Here is a 16,360-nt window from a genome sequence, read left to right as displayed (position 1 = left end):
GGGTTCGAGGTCTTGGGAAAAATTGCTGTAGTGGTGTCTTGTATGAGATGATGGCGAGGACAGCCGGCAGGCAGCTCCATTCTTGCACCGCGCCTGCAAGGCGAAGGTGCCCGGCATGCTGACTGGATCCGGCCGCCACGCTGCGAACGGTCAACAGCGTCCAGTCGGCGCTCCGCCGTCTTACCCGCGCCTTGCCTCGATGATGCCGACCATTGCCCGGGTAAACTCGACCATGCTGTTGGCCGTGATGGCTGCATTGTCGGGGCTCTGGCCGATATGTTCGGCTGCTCCGCAGCAGGAGCGGCGGATGCGGTCGTAGTGCGGGTCTCTCTCATCGTCCGGCAGGCTTGCCAGATTCAAGGCTCGACGGTGAAGCATGCGCAACAGCTGCGCCAGCGCTGTTTCGACACTCATGCGTTTTGCTCCGCATCGGTCGAACGTCTCGGCACATGAAGCGCCGGATCGTCGATCAGGGGGCGGTTCTCGTCCCCGATCCGGAAAGGCTGCGCCTCAGCCGTTAATATATCGTTGATTGCTAATATGAGCGATGAGCCCTCCAGCGGGAGGTAACCAATGTCGTGGGAGGCGGAAATAAATCGTGGCCGAGCACGGCAAACCAGACCGGATGACGATTTCACCGGCGTTACGAATATTGCTCTGTTCGTCGATACTTCGAAATCTAGCAATCGACGGAATGCACCATTAACGATGCTTGGTAAGGGTTGATTCAACCTTTACTGGTATGTACAAAGTGGCGGCTCCGACTAGGGGTAGGGCGCCTGGGAGCCGGAGCCGCCTGCGCGGCCGATGGGTAGTGTCCGCGCTGTCCCAGAATAGGACAGCGCGGTCTACGATTCGTTAATTCGCTAATATATGATCGCATAGGCGAAGCCAGCCGACACAATCCGGCAAACGTCATATTCTATGCAACTGAATTCACGTGATAATTTTTCTGGACGCTGGAATGCCCTATGCGCGCCCGCACCGTTTTCGTGACAATTCCAGACCGCCCTCGGCCTTGCTATTGATTCACCGTGTCGCGAACCAGTGCCTAAGGGCATGAGGGCCCGTATACTTCGCTACCAGCGCGATCCCGACCAAGGGCCATGGCATAGGAACCTCCCTCAAAGCTCATCGCGAGGCAATTAAGTTCCTACCTCGTTCCAAGCAGGCGCTGATGTAATGGCAAACCCGCCGGGCGAGGCCCCCAACAACAACCTTCAAGCCCGGCGAGCTGCCGGCCCCAGGAGAGTACCGGCGACATCTTCGGTGCAAGCTGGATGCCAGCATTCCCGTTCCAAGATGAAACAAGGGAGCATCGCGCCGAGAGCGATGGCGTGCTGACTGCAAAACCCAAGCCGGTAAGGCTAATCACCCAGAAAGCACTTTACCGAATATGTTTCGTTGCAGAGTGGCGCTGTAGATCCCGTCGTTCGCAAATCGATCCCAGAGAGCGAAACAGGTTGTGAGTGCGGCCAGAGCCAGAATTGTGCGCACTGCAAACTCCTCCCCACGCGCCTGAAAAACGCCTGATGATACGTCCGTCTCTGTATGTAAGGCTATTGCTAATATAGGAGGTAGCTCAGCGCGATACCTACACCAATGGGAAGACCAAAAGCGGTAGGTTCTAGCAAGCGGACAGTTGAGGTAGGCCTTCCCGAGGAGCTAACCGGCGATCGCCAGCCCAATGCCGATGCCAACGCCAATAGCAATGCCCAGGAAGAGCTTGCTGGCGAGATCCAGGGCATAAGCGCGGGCAGTAGCAGATACATCTATACGGGGCTCTTTGAGGGCCGCCGTGAGGTCATCGAACATCGCTTCCATGGTTGCCACCTGCGATTTCTTCGAGTGGCAAGACTAGATCAGTTCTGGTGAGATGTGAATCCCTCCGATCCATCAAAGTCTAACGATCAGGAAAGCGTGTCGGTAGGCCCGTGTGGTAAGGGTTGAATCAACCATTGCTGGCTGTTCCTGGACGGGGCCTGCCCTTTAAGTCGGCTTGTCGACGAGGGTCGTCTTCCTCGAAGGCGGCCTGTAGGCTGTTACCAGTCTCAGCATACCCATGTTCAGCGTAACCGGGACACCCAGGTTCACCGTGACCCACTCGCCATCGACATGGGTGACGTCGCCGACAAGCTCTATCTGCTGGCCTTTTTCTACCTTGGACGTTCGATCGACGATCGAGTGCGGGAAGCCATAGCTTGGGATCGATACGCTGACGCGGTCTTCGGTCACTCGACGCCTCACGGTCGCGGTGACAGCGACCTCATCGCCAATGTTGATGCCCACGGCCATGCCATGAGTCTGGAGCGGCCGGCGTCTTCGTCAAGCGATAGCTAATGTATGGTATGGCCCGCTGGTCGGCCGCCATGTTAAATTATGCAGGCGATGAAGCTAATGCGCTGTCGCTCACACCTGGTACACCGGCTACCATGATCCGGTCACCGGCTATGAATGTTGCGACGACAAGAAGGATTGTGGGGTCATCAACCCGCGCTTTGTCGAGCCGCTGCCGGGCGGCAATTTCAATGTCCGCATGGGGTCCAAGACGCGATATTTCAGTCCCAGGAACCGCGTCATAGAGAGCGAAGACAGCCAGTACCACATCTGCTTGTCCGCTATATATCCGCTGCTTCTTTGCGCCACATACCGAGGCGAGCCGATGAGACCGTCCCTCGCGGGCGGGCTCGTGCTGCGCTACCGGCGGCGGTGGACGCCCTGTCCCTGACACGGGAGCGGCCCGGCGCTCCGGCGGGGTAGGCCAGTGCAAGCCGGGCCTAACCGGCGGGGGCTCGGAATCGAAACACGGCACCGGCTGAGGACAAATATAGGCTTCTGCTAATATGCTTCGAATGCATTCATTGGTTGGCGAGGCCCATCCATAAGGACGATGGGCGGTGGATACAGCCGGGCTGCTTTGCCTAGTCACGGGCCAGCGGCTGATGCAACATGACCCGCCGGCGTACTTTCAGCTATTGTTCCTGCTTGATTATTTGAGTGGCCGGGGTTCTTGGAAGCTTTTCGAACTTTCTGGGTCGCTCAGAAGCCCGAACTGCGTGGGCTGATGGGACAAATTGGACGTAGATTCGGTAGGAGCATCGACTTTCTGGCACATGCGTCCTTGTCGGAGCGTCAGCACGAAAGCGCGCTATACTCCTAGGGGCTAAGCGGCTGCTATGCGCCCCGTCTCGGCCGTAGATCTCGACTTTGCCGCTCTCCGAAAGTGGACATCGTCTGCGACCACACTGGACGTCATGTTTTCGGCATGTTCAGACCTACGCCGCTATAAACGTGAACGTCTCATCCCATCCGTTGGTAACGTTCCAATCCACCGGACGAGCATCCGTTTGGCGTGGCAACAAGCCAGGCAATTTGGATCGAATCGACGCAAGCTACTTGTTGGAGCCGAAGGTAGGGATGCGAGCTCAACGGCCCAACGTGGCCAGCTCCCTTTGTGCCGCGATGAGGTCGACGATTGGATACCTAGTGTCAAATGTGTGGACGACTGCTTGCAGACCAGTCGCCGCCTCATGGACACGACCTTGCCGTGCCAGAACTGGTGCTAGTTGCGTTGTGGCGCGAAGCTCGAAGAGTTTCGCTTGCTGCCGACGGGCAGTGGCAATTGCTGTTTCGAATAGTTGTGTGGCACTCGTCAGGTCACCTCTGTCCGCGGCGATTTGGCCACGAAGCCGGATGCATTCTGCCAGGTAGGACGCTTCGTCCGTATCAAAAACAAGCGTATCGATATCATCAAGCATTTGCGATGCGTCTTCGATGCGACTGGCCCTCAGGAGAAGATCACAAAGTTCGCATGCTTTCTCAGGGGTATGAAATACGACGCCGTGCCCACGCCAAAGAACCAAACTCTCCCGGACGTCATCGATGCCGGCATCCAGTTCGCCTAAATGCGAGCGGGCATGACCACGCCACCTAATGCCGCTGCCTCGACGCGCCGTGTAGCCATGCAGTTCGCAAATCTCGACGATCTTCGTAGCGTTCTCAAGGAGTTCCTCGTATTGACCGAGCAGCGCGCACAATTGGCACTGCACGAGAAGATGCCACGCGAGGTCGAAAGGCTTATCGAGCTGGTCAAAATTGCGCATCAGGCGCTCTTTCTCTTCGACTGCAGCATCAAAGAAACCCAACAGGATCAGCGATTCGCTGAAATATGCTTGGGCAGAGACACGTTGATCCGCACCGGCGAACGAAATACGATGACTTGGGTCAACGCGATCAATCAGATCTAAGGCCTTGCGCAAGGCCTCTGCTGCCAGCGGCTCTTCTCCCCGGTTGGAATGAGCGATCCCCTTTGTTGCCCAAAGACCACTCAGATGGGCCGTTGGAAGGAGATCGGCACAGTTTGCGAGCTGCTCTTCGGCCAGGGTCAGGTAATCGTGATTGCGCCCAGTGGCATAAAAAAATGGAGCGAGTGAAAGCGCAACGTCACATTGCAATTCGACCGATGCAGTCTTCGCGGCTGCAAGACGTGCGTCTTCAAGCGTCTTCCCAAGGCGCTCAGAACGATACCCTTCTGCCTGCATCAAGGCATTGGCCATCGCAAGGTGGAGACGCGTCACCCGTTGGGCGCCGCCGGAGACGTCGCCAAGTCTCCTGCTGCAATCAATAGCACTGGCAAAGTGCGACACGGCTTCCCGGGTAGCCGCTCTGGCCAGAGCGGCCTCTCCCGCCTTTTGCCAGTGATCGACCGCGCCCGCCCAATCCCCCGCTTCCTGAAGATGGTGCGCGAGGAGTTCGGGTTGCGCTTCAGTGATCTCGGGCCACTTTTCCTCCAACCCGTCAGCGACTCGCTTATGTAGCTCCTGGCGCTTGGCGCGCAGCAGCGTGCCATACGCTGCGTCCTGAACGAGCGCATGCTTGAAGAGGTATGTGGCCAGCGGCCGCGTCCCGCGGCAGAACACCAGACCGGCGCCGACGAGTTGATCCAGCGCGCCGTTTAGCTCGGCGGCATTTCGCTGTGCTACTGCTGCCAGCAACTCGTAGGAGAATTCCCGACCGAGAACCGCGCCGACCTGGGCAACGTCCTTGGCGGCAGAGCCGAGACGATCAAGCCGCGCCATCAGCGAGGCATGCAGCGTGGCGGGCACGTTCAACGCAGTCGCAGCAGCTTTTGAGAGCACTGTCCTGGCGTTGCCGCCCTCCAGCACAGCCTTGGTCAGCTCCTCAACGAACAGTGGCACCCCATCCGTGCGCTCGATGATCTCCGCAACGACGTCGGTCGGCAGCTCTCCGGTGCCGACGACCCGCTGGACCAACGCAGCGCCTTCACGACGGTCGAGCCGATTAAGAACAAGAACCGTGACGTGCGCCTGCCCAGTCCACGGCGGTTGAAACTCGGGGCGAAAGGTGAGGAGAAGGAGCACTGGCAGGCGCGGCACCCGTTCGATGACCAGCTCGAGCAGCTCGCGCGAGCTGGGGTCGATCCAGTGTACATCCTCGAAGAGCATCAGCACCGGACCTCGTCCCGCCAAGTTTTCGAGCTGCCGGAGCAGCGCATCGAAGATTTTCTCTTTCTTCCGCTGGGGCGTCAGTTGGAGAGGCGGGAAGCGACCTTCGGTCGGCAACGACAGCAGCTCGGCCAGCAGGGACACGTCCTCCGGCGAGGCGGGGGCAAGCAGGACCGCAAGCTTATCCAGCTTCCTCTCAGGTGGGTCGTCGCGCTCCAACCCGGCGGCACGTTCTAGCTGCGCAATGGTCGGGTGGAGCGCGCTGTCTTGACGGTGCGGCGAACAGAAATAGCGCAAGCGGGTGTGTGGCTCATTCTGGATCCGCTCCTGCAAGGTGACGGTGAGGCGCGACTTTCCGATGCCGGGCTCGCCTGAGAGCAGGACCACGCGACCTTCGCCATTTTTCGCGTGATGCCAGTGGCGCTGCAGCAGATCGATCTCCTCCTGACGTCCGACCAGCGACGTCGGCGTCGCCCCGTGCAGCGCCTCGAACCGGCTTTCGACCGCGCTCTCGCGAACCACTGCATAGGGATGGATCGGCGCCGGAAAGCCCTTCACCTCGACTGCGCCAAGATCGCAATATTCGAAAAGATCGCCGACCAGCTGCCGCGTTTGCGGCCCGATAACGACGGAGTCGGGCTCAGCAAGAACTTGCAGTCTCGCGGCGAGGTTCGGCGTCTCGCCCACGACGCCGCGCTCCTGTCCTTCGCCTGAACTGATCAGATCGCCGACGACCACTTGGCCGGTGGCGATGCCGACGCGAATCCGCAATGGCTCGGACTGCTGAAGCAGCCTGACGGGACCGACGAGCGCAAGGCCCGCGCGCACTGCCTGTTCCGCGTCGTTCTCGTGCGCTTGCGGGTACCCGAAATACACCAACACGCCATCGCCCATGTACTTGGCGACAAAGCCGCCGAAGTGCGCGACCGTATCGGCGACATAGCGGTGATACGTACCGATGATCTCACGCAAGTCCTCGGGATCCAGACGTGTCGCCAGCGCCGTCGAGCCGACGAGATCGGCGAACATGACAGTCAGCTGTCGGCGCTCGGCGATGGGCTCCGCCGCGTTCGGTTGAACCGACTTCGAGCGGTTCGTCGACGCCTCCAGTTCCACGATTGCTTTGAGGAGCCGCTTGCGATGACCGAGCAGCATACCGAGCTTCTCTAGATCGGCCTCGGTCAAATCGGCCAGAACTTCAGCGTCAATGGCGTTATCGCGAAACGTCGCCTCGTATTGCTCCAGCCCGAGAAGTCGCAACCAAGCAGCAATGTCCACGACACCTTTCCCCAAGGCTGAATTCGGCCCCTCCACGTCATATTAGCTCAGACGCATGGAAATTGCTTCAGATTCGGAAGACGAAGGTTCGCTCGGGAGGATGTGGATTGGCCACCTCGGCCATGCAAATCGCGGCGCAATGACGGCCTATGGACGCGAGGCGGACTATACGCTCCCAATGAACAATCATCAGCTTTGGGTCAGATCTGACCCCTCGAAGCCGTCGGTCTGCTTTCGGTCCTACTTTGGTCGTTCGACAATTCGCGTAGCTATGGCTGGTGAGGCGCCATCTGAGCGAACCACCGGTCTAAACCTGCTGATGGCATGATGCCTGGAGCGTCGGGGAACGGCGACACGATGATTTCAGATAAGTTGTTGATTGTATTGGATGGCAGCGGAGGACCGCTAAATCGGGAAACCCACTATCGAAGAAGCGCTCTTCCATTATCGGCGGGCGTTCAGCTTGAGCGTGCAAGAGCTTCTTAGTCGCTCTGACGTCGTTGGCATCGTTTGTTGCCGCAGCAATTGTCGTAAGGATGGGATCGGTCGCGCAGGTGCCCCTCGCGTTTGCTTTGCAAATTAGTGAATGCTAAACTAGAAGCTAAGGTCGCATCGTCCAGCGCAAAGCCCAACGGGCCATTTGGCATGTCCGATGCTCTGCATGATGACGACTGCGATTACCGTTTGGGGCACCTTCGGTGCACGACGATGCGCAGGGCTGGCAAGCGTGATGGCCGCGGCTGCAGCCTGTTCACGGCGATGCGGTCATCGGGGAATGCGCCGGGATGCTTGCTAGCACTGTGACGCCGCGACCAGATCGACGTCATGAACTTGTGGCCGGGCGACCACCAGAAAGTCTGTCTGATAACCTCAAACGGGGAATAACTAGAGACCGGAACAGGGGAGGATGAAATGACTTTCAAGCATTATCTGCTCGTCGTTGCTGTCACGTCGCTCTGCCTTGGATCTGCCCAGGCTCAGTCTGCCAAAGAAGCCATTGAAGCCGCCAATGCCGAGTTCGTGAAGGCGTACAACAGTAAGGATGCGGCGGGGGTCGCATCGAAGTACGCGGATGATGCGGCCGCATTCCCGCCAGATATGGCGCGAGTCGACGGCCGGCAGAATATCCAAAAGCTATGGCAGGGCGCCATCGATATGGGCATATCAGAGCTGACGCTCACCACGCTTGAGGTCCAGGAAAGCGGAGATTTTGCATACGAGTCCGGGACTTTCTCCCTCAAGGCACCGGGCAAGGATTCGAAGCTGGTGGATGCCGTCGGGAAGTATGTGGTGGTCTGGAAGAAAGGACAGGACGGCAGCTGGAAGCTCTACCGGGACATATGGAACTCCGATCCCGGGAAATGAACGTTAGCATTGGATGCCGGGCGCCTTAGGATCATAACCATAGACCATCGCCAATTTCGTGGAGTTCATTTGCAACTCGGTACCCAAGCGGTCACTTGCCGGAGGAGCAGATGGCGAAACTTTCCGTTGATCAATACCTGGCGGCGGCGGCTGCGCGACTTGCCCATTTGACGCAGACATATGCGATCATTTTCTTTGCCAGTATCGCGACCATGTTTGCGATACTAGCGTACGCGCCTTCGGCGGGACTAGCCGCCAGGATCGCGCTCGCGACGATTGTGGTCGCAATGACAGTTTATGGCGTCTTGGCAGCCAAGGCCGCCATGGATGACTTAAAGGCGATGCTGGACGATGCCGTCGACGACTTCTCAGGCAGCCGCTTTGGCGCTCACCTGAAGCAGATACCTACGGCGTTGTTCATCGGAGTAAGCGTCATCCTCGTGCTTGCGATGGGGGCGACGCAGCTGTGGGCGATCATTTCGGCCTGACTGGGGCAGTCAGGAGCCTGCTTACGGTACAGCAATACTCCTGGCCCAATCCGCATCCCAAGATCGCTGGACATTGCCAACGAAGCGGGGACTAGGCCGTGAACTCATAAACGAGTGACGGTCGGGATGGATCGTCGGTGGCTACTCCGATGCCGCGCGAAGATCGGCGACGGCCTGTTGTGTTTCCCTGGTCATGCCAGGCAATCGGTCATCTGCAATGGCTGCTGTCATGACGTCGGTCGCAAGAACTGCCTTCTCTGCTGGATGTTCGGTCCAGTAGCTGGAGGGAATGCGGGCTAGGCTCGTCAGCAGATCACCTTCGAAGAAGTCGCCGGCGCGAAATGAGTCTTCCGCCAAGCGTCGCAGCATGAGCGGGACCAGCCATTCCAAAGCTATCCCTTGTTCGACAGCCAGCCGCAGTTCCTCGTCGGTCAAAGTGTTCAGGGGTTTGCGCCGCAGGGAGTGAGACGTGCGAACGACATCGGAGTCGAACGTTGGCCCACCTCTGGCCGTCCAGTTCTTCCAGCGTGCAATCACCCGTTGTTTTGGATCGGCGCCGCTTGGCGGATTGTCCCATCCGAGTTCTCCACTATGAAAGCCGATGGAGAGCCTATGCGGCGTTGTGGCTCACTGTCCAGCGTCCGCAGAACGGCGCTTTTCGGTTGAGGCTTTCATGTTGTGGTAAAATCTGATTCAGGCTCCGCATGAGCCGATATGACCTGACTGACCTCGAATGGCGCGTGATCGCACCGCTATTGCCCAACAAGCCCCGAGGCGTGCCTCGCGTGGATGATCGCCGCGTGCTGGCATCTTCTGGGTGCTGCGCTCCGGTGCGCATGGCGCGATCTGCCCGGGCGTTATGGACCACGCAACACGCACAGGGGACGAGTTGTTAAGTTAATGGGGGGCACGAATCCGTTCCGAAATATGGCGGCGCTCCTTCTCGGCCAGTGCGGTGTAGCGGTGCAGCATGAAGGGTCGGTGTCGGTACCGAGTTCTGCGACGACACGCTGGGCAACCAAGTCAGGCAATAAACGCGATGTTGCGCGAGAGGCGGTCGAACTGGCCACGAGGACCGGACATTACCGCCGGCTCGCTGTGGTCGGTTGAGGTCTTCGATCGAGAGCATGGGCGAAGCCCGACGGATATCGACTATCCGCCGGGCGAGCCGCCCTTCAGTGGTGGGCGGAAACGCTCTTGACGTATTCGGACACAAGTTCCCTGGGCGCCGACTGACCGACGTCGCCGACGCTGAGGATGCCTACCATCCGCATACTCTTGTTGATCACCGGCAACCTGCGGATTTTCAGTTCCTCCATGTGCCGCATGGCCTTGGCCAGATCGTCGTCTTCGCGGCAGCAGTGAATGCCGGTCGTCATGACATCGCGCGCCGTCGCTGTGCGGCTGTCGAAACCATCCTCCGCCAGTCCTTTGCAAACAATGTCGCGGTCGGTCACCATTCCGATCAGCCGGTCGTTCTCTCCGATGGGAATCGAACCGATGTCCTCGGCTAGCATCAATTTCGCCAGTTCGGTGACGGTGGTTTCGGGGCTGACCCAGTCGACACCTTTGTGCATCGCGTCTTTGACTTTCATGACTGACCTCCCTTTCTGAGGTTGGTGCATGTCCCTCTGTCTCATGTTACCTCGGACTGGATTTTCTGGAAACATGAGGACGCACGCCGACACAGAGCCGGTGGAGCATCGACGAGTACATTGAGTGCGTATCGATCGCCTTTCTCTTCGAACGGTCCAGCCGCTATTCCATCGGCGCCCCCGACCCCATGTCTCGGGTTAGAAAAGTTCCTCACATTCGACACCTGCCAGTGGCCCGAGTGGTACGGACGCGGCGTTGGTTCAGCGCCATGGCGATGCTTCGAAGGCTTATGATACCGGATCGCCGGATGGACGGGATAACCGGCCGAATGGCTTCAGCGAAGTGGCAGGTTCACGGATGGAGACGGCGCGGCCGCGTGCAGCCGCCTTGTCTACGCACAGTCTGGCGCTCAGGGTGTTAGCGGATGCACACCGTTAAGTCATTCTCCGAACGACCCAGACCGACCGGCCCGCATGAGCAGTCCCGGACAACAGTCGAAGGCGAGGATCATCTTTGAGCCGCTCAGCCTCGACTACATCAAGAAGCAGGACCTGCTGATCGGTCTGGTTGGCGTTCGGCGTAATCCACCAGCGCCGATCCTCGCAGCAAAGCCCGGCCTCCGGATGTTCCTGGAGGTATTCAATCGCATATTCGGCATCCACCTTTCTCGGTGCCGCATCCGCGGACATTTGCTCTTTCCTCCGCCGTCGGCGATCGCTTAGGGACTATACCTGATAATGGAGTCTGTTGCGGTGAGAACCCTTCACGTCCGGCGGACGGATTTATCGAGCACGCTGTCAGCGAGGCGTTTTTGGGGTGTCCACTGAAGGATGGAAACTATGTCCACCGCTGAAAAAACCCCTGACACCATTACAGGCACCGCCTTGCCGACCTTCGATCCGTCCAAGGCTGCGGCCGAGTTCCGCGCTGCCGCTGAAAAGGTGAGCGAGAGCGTGGAGTTCGGCTCTCCTGTTTCGATTGCTCAGGTTGAGCTGCTGCACGCGCTACCGTGACGTCTGGACCGTTCGCTATGGCAAGGGCTCTTTCAAGGCGTTGATCGCTATCGGCGTCAGCGGCACATCGCGCTCCCTGCACGTATCGCGTAAATGCTTGCTTTTGCAGGCTTAATTGAGTGGCTGGGGAACCTGGATTCGAACCAGGACTAACGGAGTCAGAGTCCCCAATGAAGCGTTGATTACAAAGCCGATTTTTCCCGACTTCGGGAAAACGGCCACATGCAAATTCAAAGGGTTATCGTCGGGTTTCCGACCGAGCCAGCTGGCGCTTGCCCCAATGAGGGGACCTCGATCAACGAAGCTGCAGCTCGGAGCGCAACAGCTCAACTTGAGACATGCGAACCGCTCTGTATTCAGCCCCTTGGGAGCCGCTTCGACCTGACGCCGCATGAAGCGTTTGCAGCCACCCGCGAGGCGAACGGGTGGTGCGCGTGAGCATCGAAGTGATGACGAAGGTGATCCAGCGCGCGCCAGTGGGTGGTAGCGAATTCACGTGCATGCTCATAATGGCCAATTGGTGCAATGACGACGGCGACAGCCTCTACCCTTCGATTGCGCTTTTAGCGGAGGCCATGCGTGTCAGCCGATCGCAGGCGCAACGCATTCTACACCGACTCATGCCCGCTAAACCGGAAGATGAAGCGGCAGGCAACTGGTGGTTTCGAGTTGTCGGTAACGATAAGGGCGGCGCTCCTGGCATGACTAGGCGCTACCAAATGAACGTCGCGCGGCTGGATACTTTTCCGAAGTTACCAGAGTTCGAAAAGGCTGAAGAACGGCGTCGAAATAGGACTGCAACGGGTCGTACAAGTGCGACGGGTTGCACCGGCGCGACGGGTCGCACAGGTGCGACTACACGGGTCGCATCGGTGCAACCCGACTCGTCAGAACAACCATCAATCGAGAGAGAGCGCCTACGCGACGAGGATGGGAATGAATTCGAACGTGCTCGCCACACTTGGCCCTCAGGATTCGCCGACAGCCGGGAGGATGCGCTGGTGGCTTGGCAGACCTTGGCACGCGAGGACCGCTTGGAGGCCGGCCGTGAGATCGACCGGTTCGTTCAGGCCAACAAGGCTGTTGGTCGGAAGATGATCTGCAGCTTCGCGGCGTACCTTCGAGAGCAAAAGTGGAAGGCGCTCCCCGAACCAACCAAACTCGTGGCGGCGCCGAGATCAATACCGAAGCCGGCTCCGGCATCACGTATTCGCCCCTCCCGCTTTCAGCTTTCCCGTCCAGACCTCTATCCAGAGCTGTTCGGTGGTGATGCTAGTGCTCCAGAGGAGCCAGCGCCAATGACGACAACGGGTCCTTCCGGCCTCAAACCAAAAGCGGGGCGGCAGAGCGCGGCATCCAGCCAGTCTGACGAGAGTTTTCAAGCCTAAAATTTAGCCTAAAGAGTGCGCTAAGATACCCTGGAAATGAGCGTGAGGGAGGGCTGAGCGGCGGTATCCAGCAGTTTTGTTGAGTTTGGGCAGCTTTGCGCCTCATGTAAGTCGCTCCGGGAGGTCGTTGCATTCCTTGAAACCGGACTCGCCGCCGTTCGGACCAATACGCCTTTTCCGCGCCGCGGGCGCTGTCTCCTCTCTAAAGGCCGAGGCGGCCTGATAAGCTCTTGGCCGATAGTCGAACCACGGCAACGTCTGCTGCGGTTGCCGGCAGCGAACAGCTTTCCCTGACCACGGCGTGCTGCGCGGCAGGGGCTCCCCGACTCGTTGGCAGTCTAGCCTGGCTGTCCGTCCAGAGGATGGCGTCGTCCAACCCTAACAGACGTCTCTGTTGTCGATTCCGATCAGTGGCTGTGTCCGAAAGGGTGGCCGTTTCATACGTCGGCACAATAGCGCGCCGGACTTGCTCTGTTGTTAGCTCGGTCGCCGTTCGAGCAGTCCAGAACGGTTTCATGGAGCCAACCATGCGGGAATATACGTCTTCGCAATTCAGTCGCAGCGGTCCAGATGGGTCGGTTCCTCCGTACATGGACCCCGCCCTGTTGTCATCGATCGTTCATGATTTCAACAACCTGCTGACGCCGGTCGTGATTGCCCTGGAAGACCTGCAGCGGCGCCGCGCCGGCACGTCGAGAGAACTTGGAAAGATCGACGCTGCGATCTACTGCGCGTTTCGCGCGAAAGTCGTTGCCCGGCAACTTCTTGAATTTGCGAATGCGTGCCCTCCACGGCCAGAGCCGACGGATATTCGCCAGCTGCTCGAGCAGTTCCAACTCGTGCTTGCGAATATCCTCGCACCAGACATTAGGCTGACGCTTCACGTCGCGGGCAACCTTCCACTGGCCTTCATTGACCGGGAGTTCGTCGAACAAGCACTTCTCAATCTGGTCCTGAACGCACGCGATGCGATGCCCGATGGCGGCGAAATCTCCCTGGCCACCGCTTTGGAGTTTCCACCTTCGAGCAAAGCGGCTCGGCCACAACGGATGATCCGGCTATCCGTCTGCGACAGCGGTGTCGGGATGGATGACAGGACGCTCAAAACGGCGGGTCGGGAGACTTTCTCCACAAAGGCGAGCGGAAGCGGCCTTGGCCTCGCGATCGTCAGGCGCATCGTGGAGAGTTTGAGCGGCGGACTCTCGATCATCAGTGCCCTCGGACATGGCACTGCCTGCCATCGATCTATGGCTGCCGGCCATTTCCGCGGATACGAGCAACTGAATTCAACAACCAGGAAGGAATGCAACGATGCAAGTTTCTGCTTTCTTCGCAAAACGCTTGGCGGCGCTTCGAGATTTCGTGGCACCGAGCAACAGGCCGGAACCGCACTACACGCGTGACACGCGGCGCGCCATTATGGTCGAATCGAAACGGGTGCTGCCGCTCTTGCGCAACCCCCCACGATAGGGTCGTGTGCAGAGTGAATTGAAAGCCGTCGGCGGCTCGCGATCTTCCCAGTCAGGTCCGATTCCTGTCTGAGCCGCCTGAATGGTGGCGGGGTGAAGTACTCGCCATCATTCGTCCGAAGTGGGCTCGACCTCAAGCTCTTGGATGCAATGGTCGCGCCAGGATATTGCTGTCCAAACGAAGTTGCTCATCCCTCTCTGGAACGCCTGCCGCCGCCCTAAACACGCGGGGATCGGCGACAACCGCCGTTCGGCAACAGCAGTACATGGGCGGGCTGTTGCCTTTCGTTGCGAGGACCTCGGCCATGGGGGGCGTGCGTGCCATACCCCGGTCTATGCTTCCTGGGTGAACGACTTAGGCAGGCTGGCTAAATGGCAAGTGCGGCTCGCTGCAGGTTGTAGAAATTCTAGTAGCCAGGGACATTCGTGTACCGCCGTTCGCAACCGGCAACGGTCAAGCGGAAACACAAATTCTAGATCCGCGATACGATGGGATAGGCAAGCCTATCTGTCTGGCACCGTAGTCTTCTTAGCCATCAGGTGCGACTTTTCGGAAGCGATCTTCTTGCGGAGGCCGCTGACGCGGTGATGACCGGTCCTTGGCGCTCAGCCTGATATCGGATCAGGCACACAACGCATAACCGCCGATCTAAAGGAGTTTCTCTTATGCTGCCTTTGCTGCAGGCATTGCATCGAATTGCTGCTCCGCGCGGCGATGGATTGCGGTCGGAATTTCTGCGGATGGCAGGGGAGGGAGCGCCAGGACGGACCATCCCGGTTCGAACAGAGCTCGCCGCGCTCCATTACCACATTCCCGTCGCACCGAGGGATGCGCCGTGCGGAGGGGAAATTGCGGCATGCGAACCTGATCTCACATGGCGCAACTCGTGCGATCGGCTCAGGACGTCCTTCGATCCACGCTGCCGGGCTGAGCTCCACCACATGGTCTTCCCAGGGCCTGCTTGCGGAGGCTGCGCGGGTAGGGGCGACGCAAAATGCGTATCGCAAAAACTGCAAGACGAGCGTCACCCATGACGAAGCACCTTCTCGATCCTCACGCTATTGCCACTGCTGCGGCGAGCGGCGAGCTTCTATCGCCAGAGCAAGCTCCTTTGCCGCTTCTGGCGCCGGTGTCCTCGAATGAGCTCGTACCGCCGACGGGGCGCCGGAATTTCAAGCGTGCCATTGCCGCCATTGCGCTGTTGGCGGGCATTGTTGCCGGCATCTACTACGGTCACGACTATTGGACGACGGGCCAATATCTCATATCGACCGACGACGCCTATCTGAAGGCCGATTCGACGACGATCGCACCAAAGGTTTCTGGCTATATCGCCGAAGTCCGGGTCCGCGACAACCAGAAAGTCACGACGGGGCAGGTGCTAGCCCGCATCGATGACCGGGACTTCCGCACAGCGCTTGACCAGGCAGAAGCCGACATGCGGGCCGCCCAGGCGACTGTCCGCAATCTCGAGGCACAAATCGTGCTGCAGCGGGCGTTGATCGAGCAAGCGAAGGCAGCGGTCACTGCGACCCAGGCCTCGCTGCGGTTCGCAACGGTCGACGCTGACCGTTACACCACGTTGGCTAGGAGCGGCACTGGCACAGCCCAGAAAGCCGAGGCCAGCCGCGCCGAGGCGGACCAGCTCGCCGCCGGTTTGGTACGCGATCAGGCCTCGGTCGCCGCAGCCGAGATCAAGATTGATGTACTCGCCACCGAACGTGACAAGGCGCTTGCACTGGTGGACCGTGCGCGGGCCGCAGGCGAGCAGGCGAGGCTCAATCTTTCCTATACGACAATCACTGCGCCGGTCGAAGGTACCGTTGGCGCCCGTACGCTTAGGGTTGGCCAGTATGTCGGGGCCGGCACACAGCTGATGGCGGTAGTGCCGCAGAACGCCGTTTATGTAGTCGCCAACTTTAAGGAGACGCAACTCACACACGTTCGCGACGGCCAACCGGTGCATGTTACCGTCGACGGCTTCCCTGGCGTCGAGCTTGTGGGTCACGTCGACAGCCTGTCACCGGCAAGCGGTCTCGAATTCGCGCTGCTGCCGCCAGACAACGCGACCGGCAATTTCACCAAGATCGTACAGCGCATTCCAGTAAAGATAGCGATCGACGACCATCAACTCGGCGACCTGCTGAGAGCCGGCATGTCCGTCGAGCCGACCATCGACACCAGGGCAACGGTGCTTGCCGCAAACGGCAGGTCCGCCAAGCCTGAAACACTATCCCTCGATTGGAACGCCGGCGCCGCGACTGAGCGCGCCGAGTAGGAATCCGCGGGCATTAGGT

The 16,360-nt window shown here is 59.3% G+C and carries 13 protein-coding genes and 1 pseudogene; 7 read left to right on the top strand and 7 right to left on the bottom strand.

Going from position 1 to position 16,360, the window contains the following annotated elements:
• Positions 1-180: 180 nt before the first annotated feature.
• The 4 genes from EJ067_RS01455 to EJ067_RS01445 form a co-directional block, all read right to left on the bottom strand.
• The gene (locus tag EJ067_RS01455; protein ID WP_126084340.1) at positions 181-414 is read right to left on the bottom strand and encodes a hypothetical protein; all 234 of its coding nucleotides are present in this window, start codon (positions 412-414) and stop codon (positions 181-183) included.
• A 1,251-nt stretch (positions 415-1,665) separates the two neighbouring features.
• On the bottom strand, positions 1,666-1,824 hold the full coding sequence (locus EJ067_RS34345) for a hypothetical protein (RefSeq protein WP_168247357.1): 159 nt from the start codon (positions 1,822-1,824) through the stop codon (positions 1,666-1,668).
• Between the two features lie 165 nt (positions 1,825-1,989).
• Positions 1,990-2,295: a hypothetical protein gene (locus EJ067_RS01450; protein ID WP_126084339.1), complete on the bottom strand. Its 306-nt coding sequence runs from the start codon at positions 2,293-2,295 to the stop codon at positions 1,990-1,992.
• Between the two features lie 1,130 nt (positions 2,296-3,425).
• A complete protein-coding gene (locus EJ067_RS01445) occupies positions 3,426-6,743 on the bottom strand; it encodes an adenylate/guanylate cyclase domain-containing protein (RefSeq protein ID WP_189510299.1) in 3,318 nt (1,105 codons plus the stop codon).
• Between the two features lie 912 nt (positions 6,744-7,655).
• Between EJ067_RS01445 and EJ067_RS01440 the strand changes: the two genes are divergently transcribed.
• Both EJ067_RS01440 and EJ067_RS01435 read left to right on the top strand, forming a co-directional pair.
• Positions 7,656-8,108 (top strand): DUF4440 domain-containing protein, encoded by a 453-nt coding sequence (locus EJ067_RS01440; protein ID WP_126084337.1) that lies wholly within the window; start codon positions 7,656-7,658, stop codon positions 8,106-8,108.
• 110 nt (positions 8,109-8,218) lie between these two features.
• Positions 8,219-8,596, top strand: a complete 378-nt coding sequence (locus EJ067_RS01435; RefSeq protein WP_126084336.1) for a hypothetical protein — start codon at positions 8,219-8,221, stop codon at positions 8,594-8,596.
• A gap of 141 nt (positions 8,597-8,737) precedes the next feature.
• Here the strand turns inward: EJ067_RS01435 and EJ067_RS01430 are convergent, their stop codons facing one another.
• Positions 8,738-9,031 carry a contact-dependent growth inhibition system immunity protein gene (locus tag EJ067_RS01430; RefSeq protein ID WP_126084335.1) on the bottom strand — a complete coding sequence of 98 codons (294 nt, stop codon included), beginning with the start codon at positions 9,029-9,031 and terminating at the stop codon, positions 8,738-8,740.
• A gap of 269 nt (positions 9,032-9,300) precedes the next feature.
• Between EJ067_RS01430 and EJ067_RS01425 the strand changes: the two are divergent.
• Positions 9,301-9,463: pseudogene (locus EJ067_RS01425) on the top strand (transposase); the annotation flags it as partial.
• A 308-nt stretch (positions 9,464-9,771) separates the two neighbouring features.
• Here EJ067_RS01425 and EJ067_RS01415 read toward each other — a convergent pair.
• Positions 9,772-10,191 (bottom strand): CBS domain-containing protein, encoded by a 420-nt coding sequence (locus tag EJ067_RS01415; protein ID WP_126084334.1) that lies wholly within the window; start codon positions 10,189-10,191, stop codon positions 9,772-9,774.
• A 435-nt stretch (positions 10,192-10,626) separates the two neighbouring features.
• Positions 10,627-10,881 (bottom strand): hypothetical protein, encoded by a 255-nt coding sequence (locus tag EJ067_RS01410; RefSeq protein WP_126084333.1) that lies wholly within the window; start codon positions 10,879-10,881, stop codon positions 10,627-10,629.
• Between the two features lie 150 nt (positions 10,882-11,031).
• On the opposite strand from EJ067_RS01410, the gene EJ067_RS34340 reads away from it, so the two are divergent.
• The 4 genes from EJ067_RS34340 to EJ067_RS01395 all read left to right on the top strand — a co-directional run bounded on the left by EJ067_RS34340 (position 11,032) and on the right by EJ067_RS01395 (position 16,341).
• Positions 11,032-11,205, top strand: coding sequence for a hypothetical protein (locus EJ067_RS34340; RefSeq protein ID WP_189510295.1), 174 nt, complete (start codon positions 11,032-11,034; stop codon positions 11,203-11,205).
• Between the two features lie 434 nt (positions 11,206-11,639).
• Complete coding sequence (locus tag EJ067_RS01405) at positions 11,640-12,593, top strand: hypothetical protein (protein ID WP_126084332.1); 954 nt, start codon at positions 11,640-11,642, stop codon at positions 12,591-12,593.
• Positions 12,594-13,120: 527 nt separating this feature from the next.
• The gene (locus EJ067_RS01400; RefSeq protein ID WP_189510293.1) at positions 13,121-13,996 is read left to right on the top strand and encodes an ATP-binding protein; all 876 of its coding nucleotides are present in this window, start codon (positions 13,121-13,123) and stop codon (positions 13,994-13,996) included.
• Between the two features lie 1,097 nt (positions 13,997-15,093).
• Positions 15,094-16,341: an HlyD family secretion protein gene (locus EJ067_RS01395; protein ID WP_126084330.1), complete on the top strand. Its 1,248-nt coding sequence runs from the start codon at positions 15,094-15,096 to the stop codon at positions 16,339-16,341.
• Positions 16,342-16,360 lie beyond the last annotated feature (19 nt).

This window comes from Mesorhizobium sp. M1D.F.Ca.ET.043.01.1.1 (genome assembly GCF_003952385.1).
GTDB lineage: Bacteria > Pseudomonadota > Alphaproteobacteria > Rhizobiales > Rhizobiaceae > Mesorhizobium.
Note: the sequence above shows the minus strand (reverse complement) of the source record. Positions and strands in the feature narration are given on the sequence as shown.

Excerpts from the sequence above, each read along its gene's own strand:
- EJ067_RS01400 (WP_189510293.1), top strand. The coding sequence starts at position 13,121 with ATGCGGGAATATACGTCTTCGCAATTCAGTCGCAGCGGTCCAGATGGG.
- EJ067_RS01395 (WP_126084330.1), top strand. The coding sequence starts at position 15,094 with ATGACGAAGCACCTTCTCGATCCTCACGCTATTGCCACTGCTGCGGCG.
- EJ067_RS01455 (WP_126084340.1), bottom strand. The coding sequence starts at position 414 with ATGAGTGTCGAAACAGCGCTGGCGCAGCTGTTGCGCATGCTTCACCGT.
- EJ067_RS01450 (WP_126084339.1), bottom strand. The coding sequence starts at position 2,295 with ATGGCCGTGGGCATCAACATTGGCGATGAGGTCGCTGTCACCGCGACC.
- EJ067_RS34340 (WP_189510295.1), top strand. The coding sequence starts at position 11,032 with ATGTCCACCGCTGAAAAAACCCCTGACACCATTACAGGCACCGCCTTG.
- EJ067_RS01440 (WP_126084337.1), top strand. The coding sequence starts at position 7,656 with ATGACTTTCAAGCATTATCTGCTCGTCGTTGCTGTCACGTCGCTCTGC.
- EJ067_RS01415 (WP_126084334.1), bottom strand. The coding sequence starts at position 10,191 with ATGAAAGTCAAAGACGCGATGCACAAAGGTGTCGACTGGGTCAGCCCC.
- EJ067_RS01410 (WP_126084333.1), bottom strand. The coding sequence starts at position 10,881 with ATGTCCGCGGATGCGGCACCGAGAAAGGTGGATGCCGAATATGCGATT.
- EJ067_RS01435 (WP_126084336.1), top strand. The coding sequence starts at position 8,219 with ATGGCGAAACTTTCCGTTGATCAATACCTGGCGGCGGCGGCTGCGCGA.
- EJ067_RS34345 (WP_168247357.1), bottom strand. The coding sequence starts at position 1,824 with ATGGAAGCGATGTTCGATGACCTCACGGCGGCCCTCAAAGAGCCCCGT.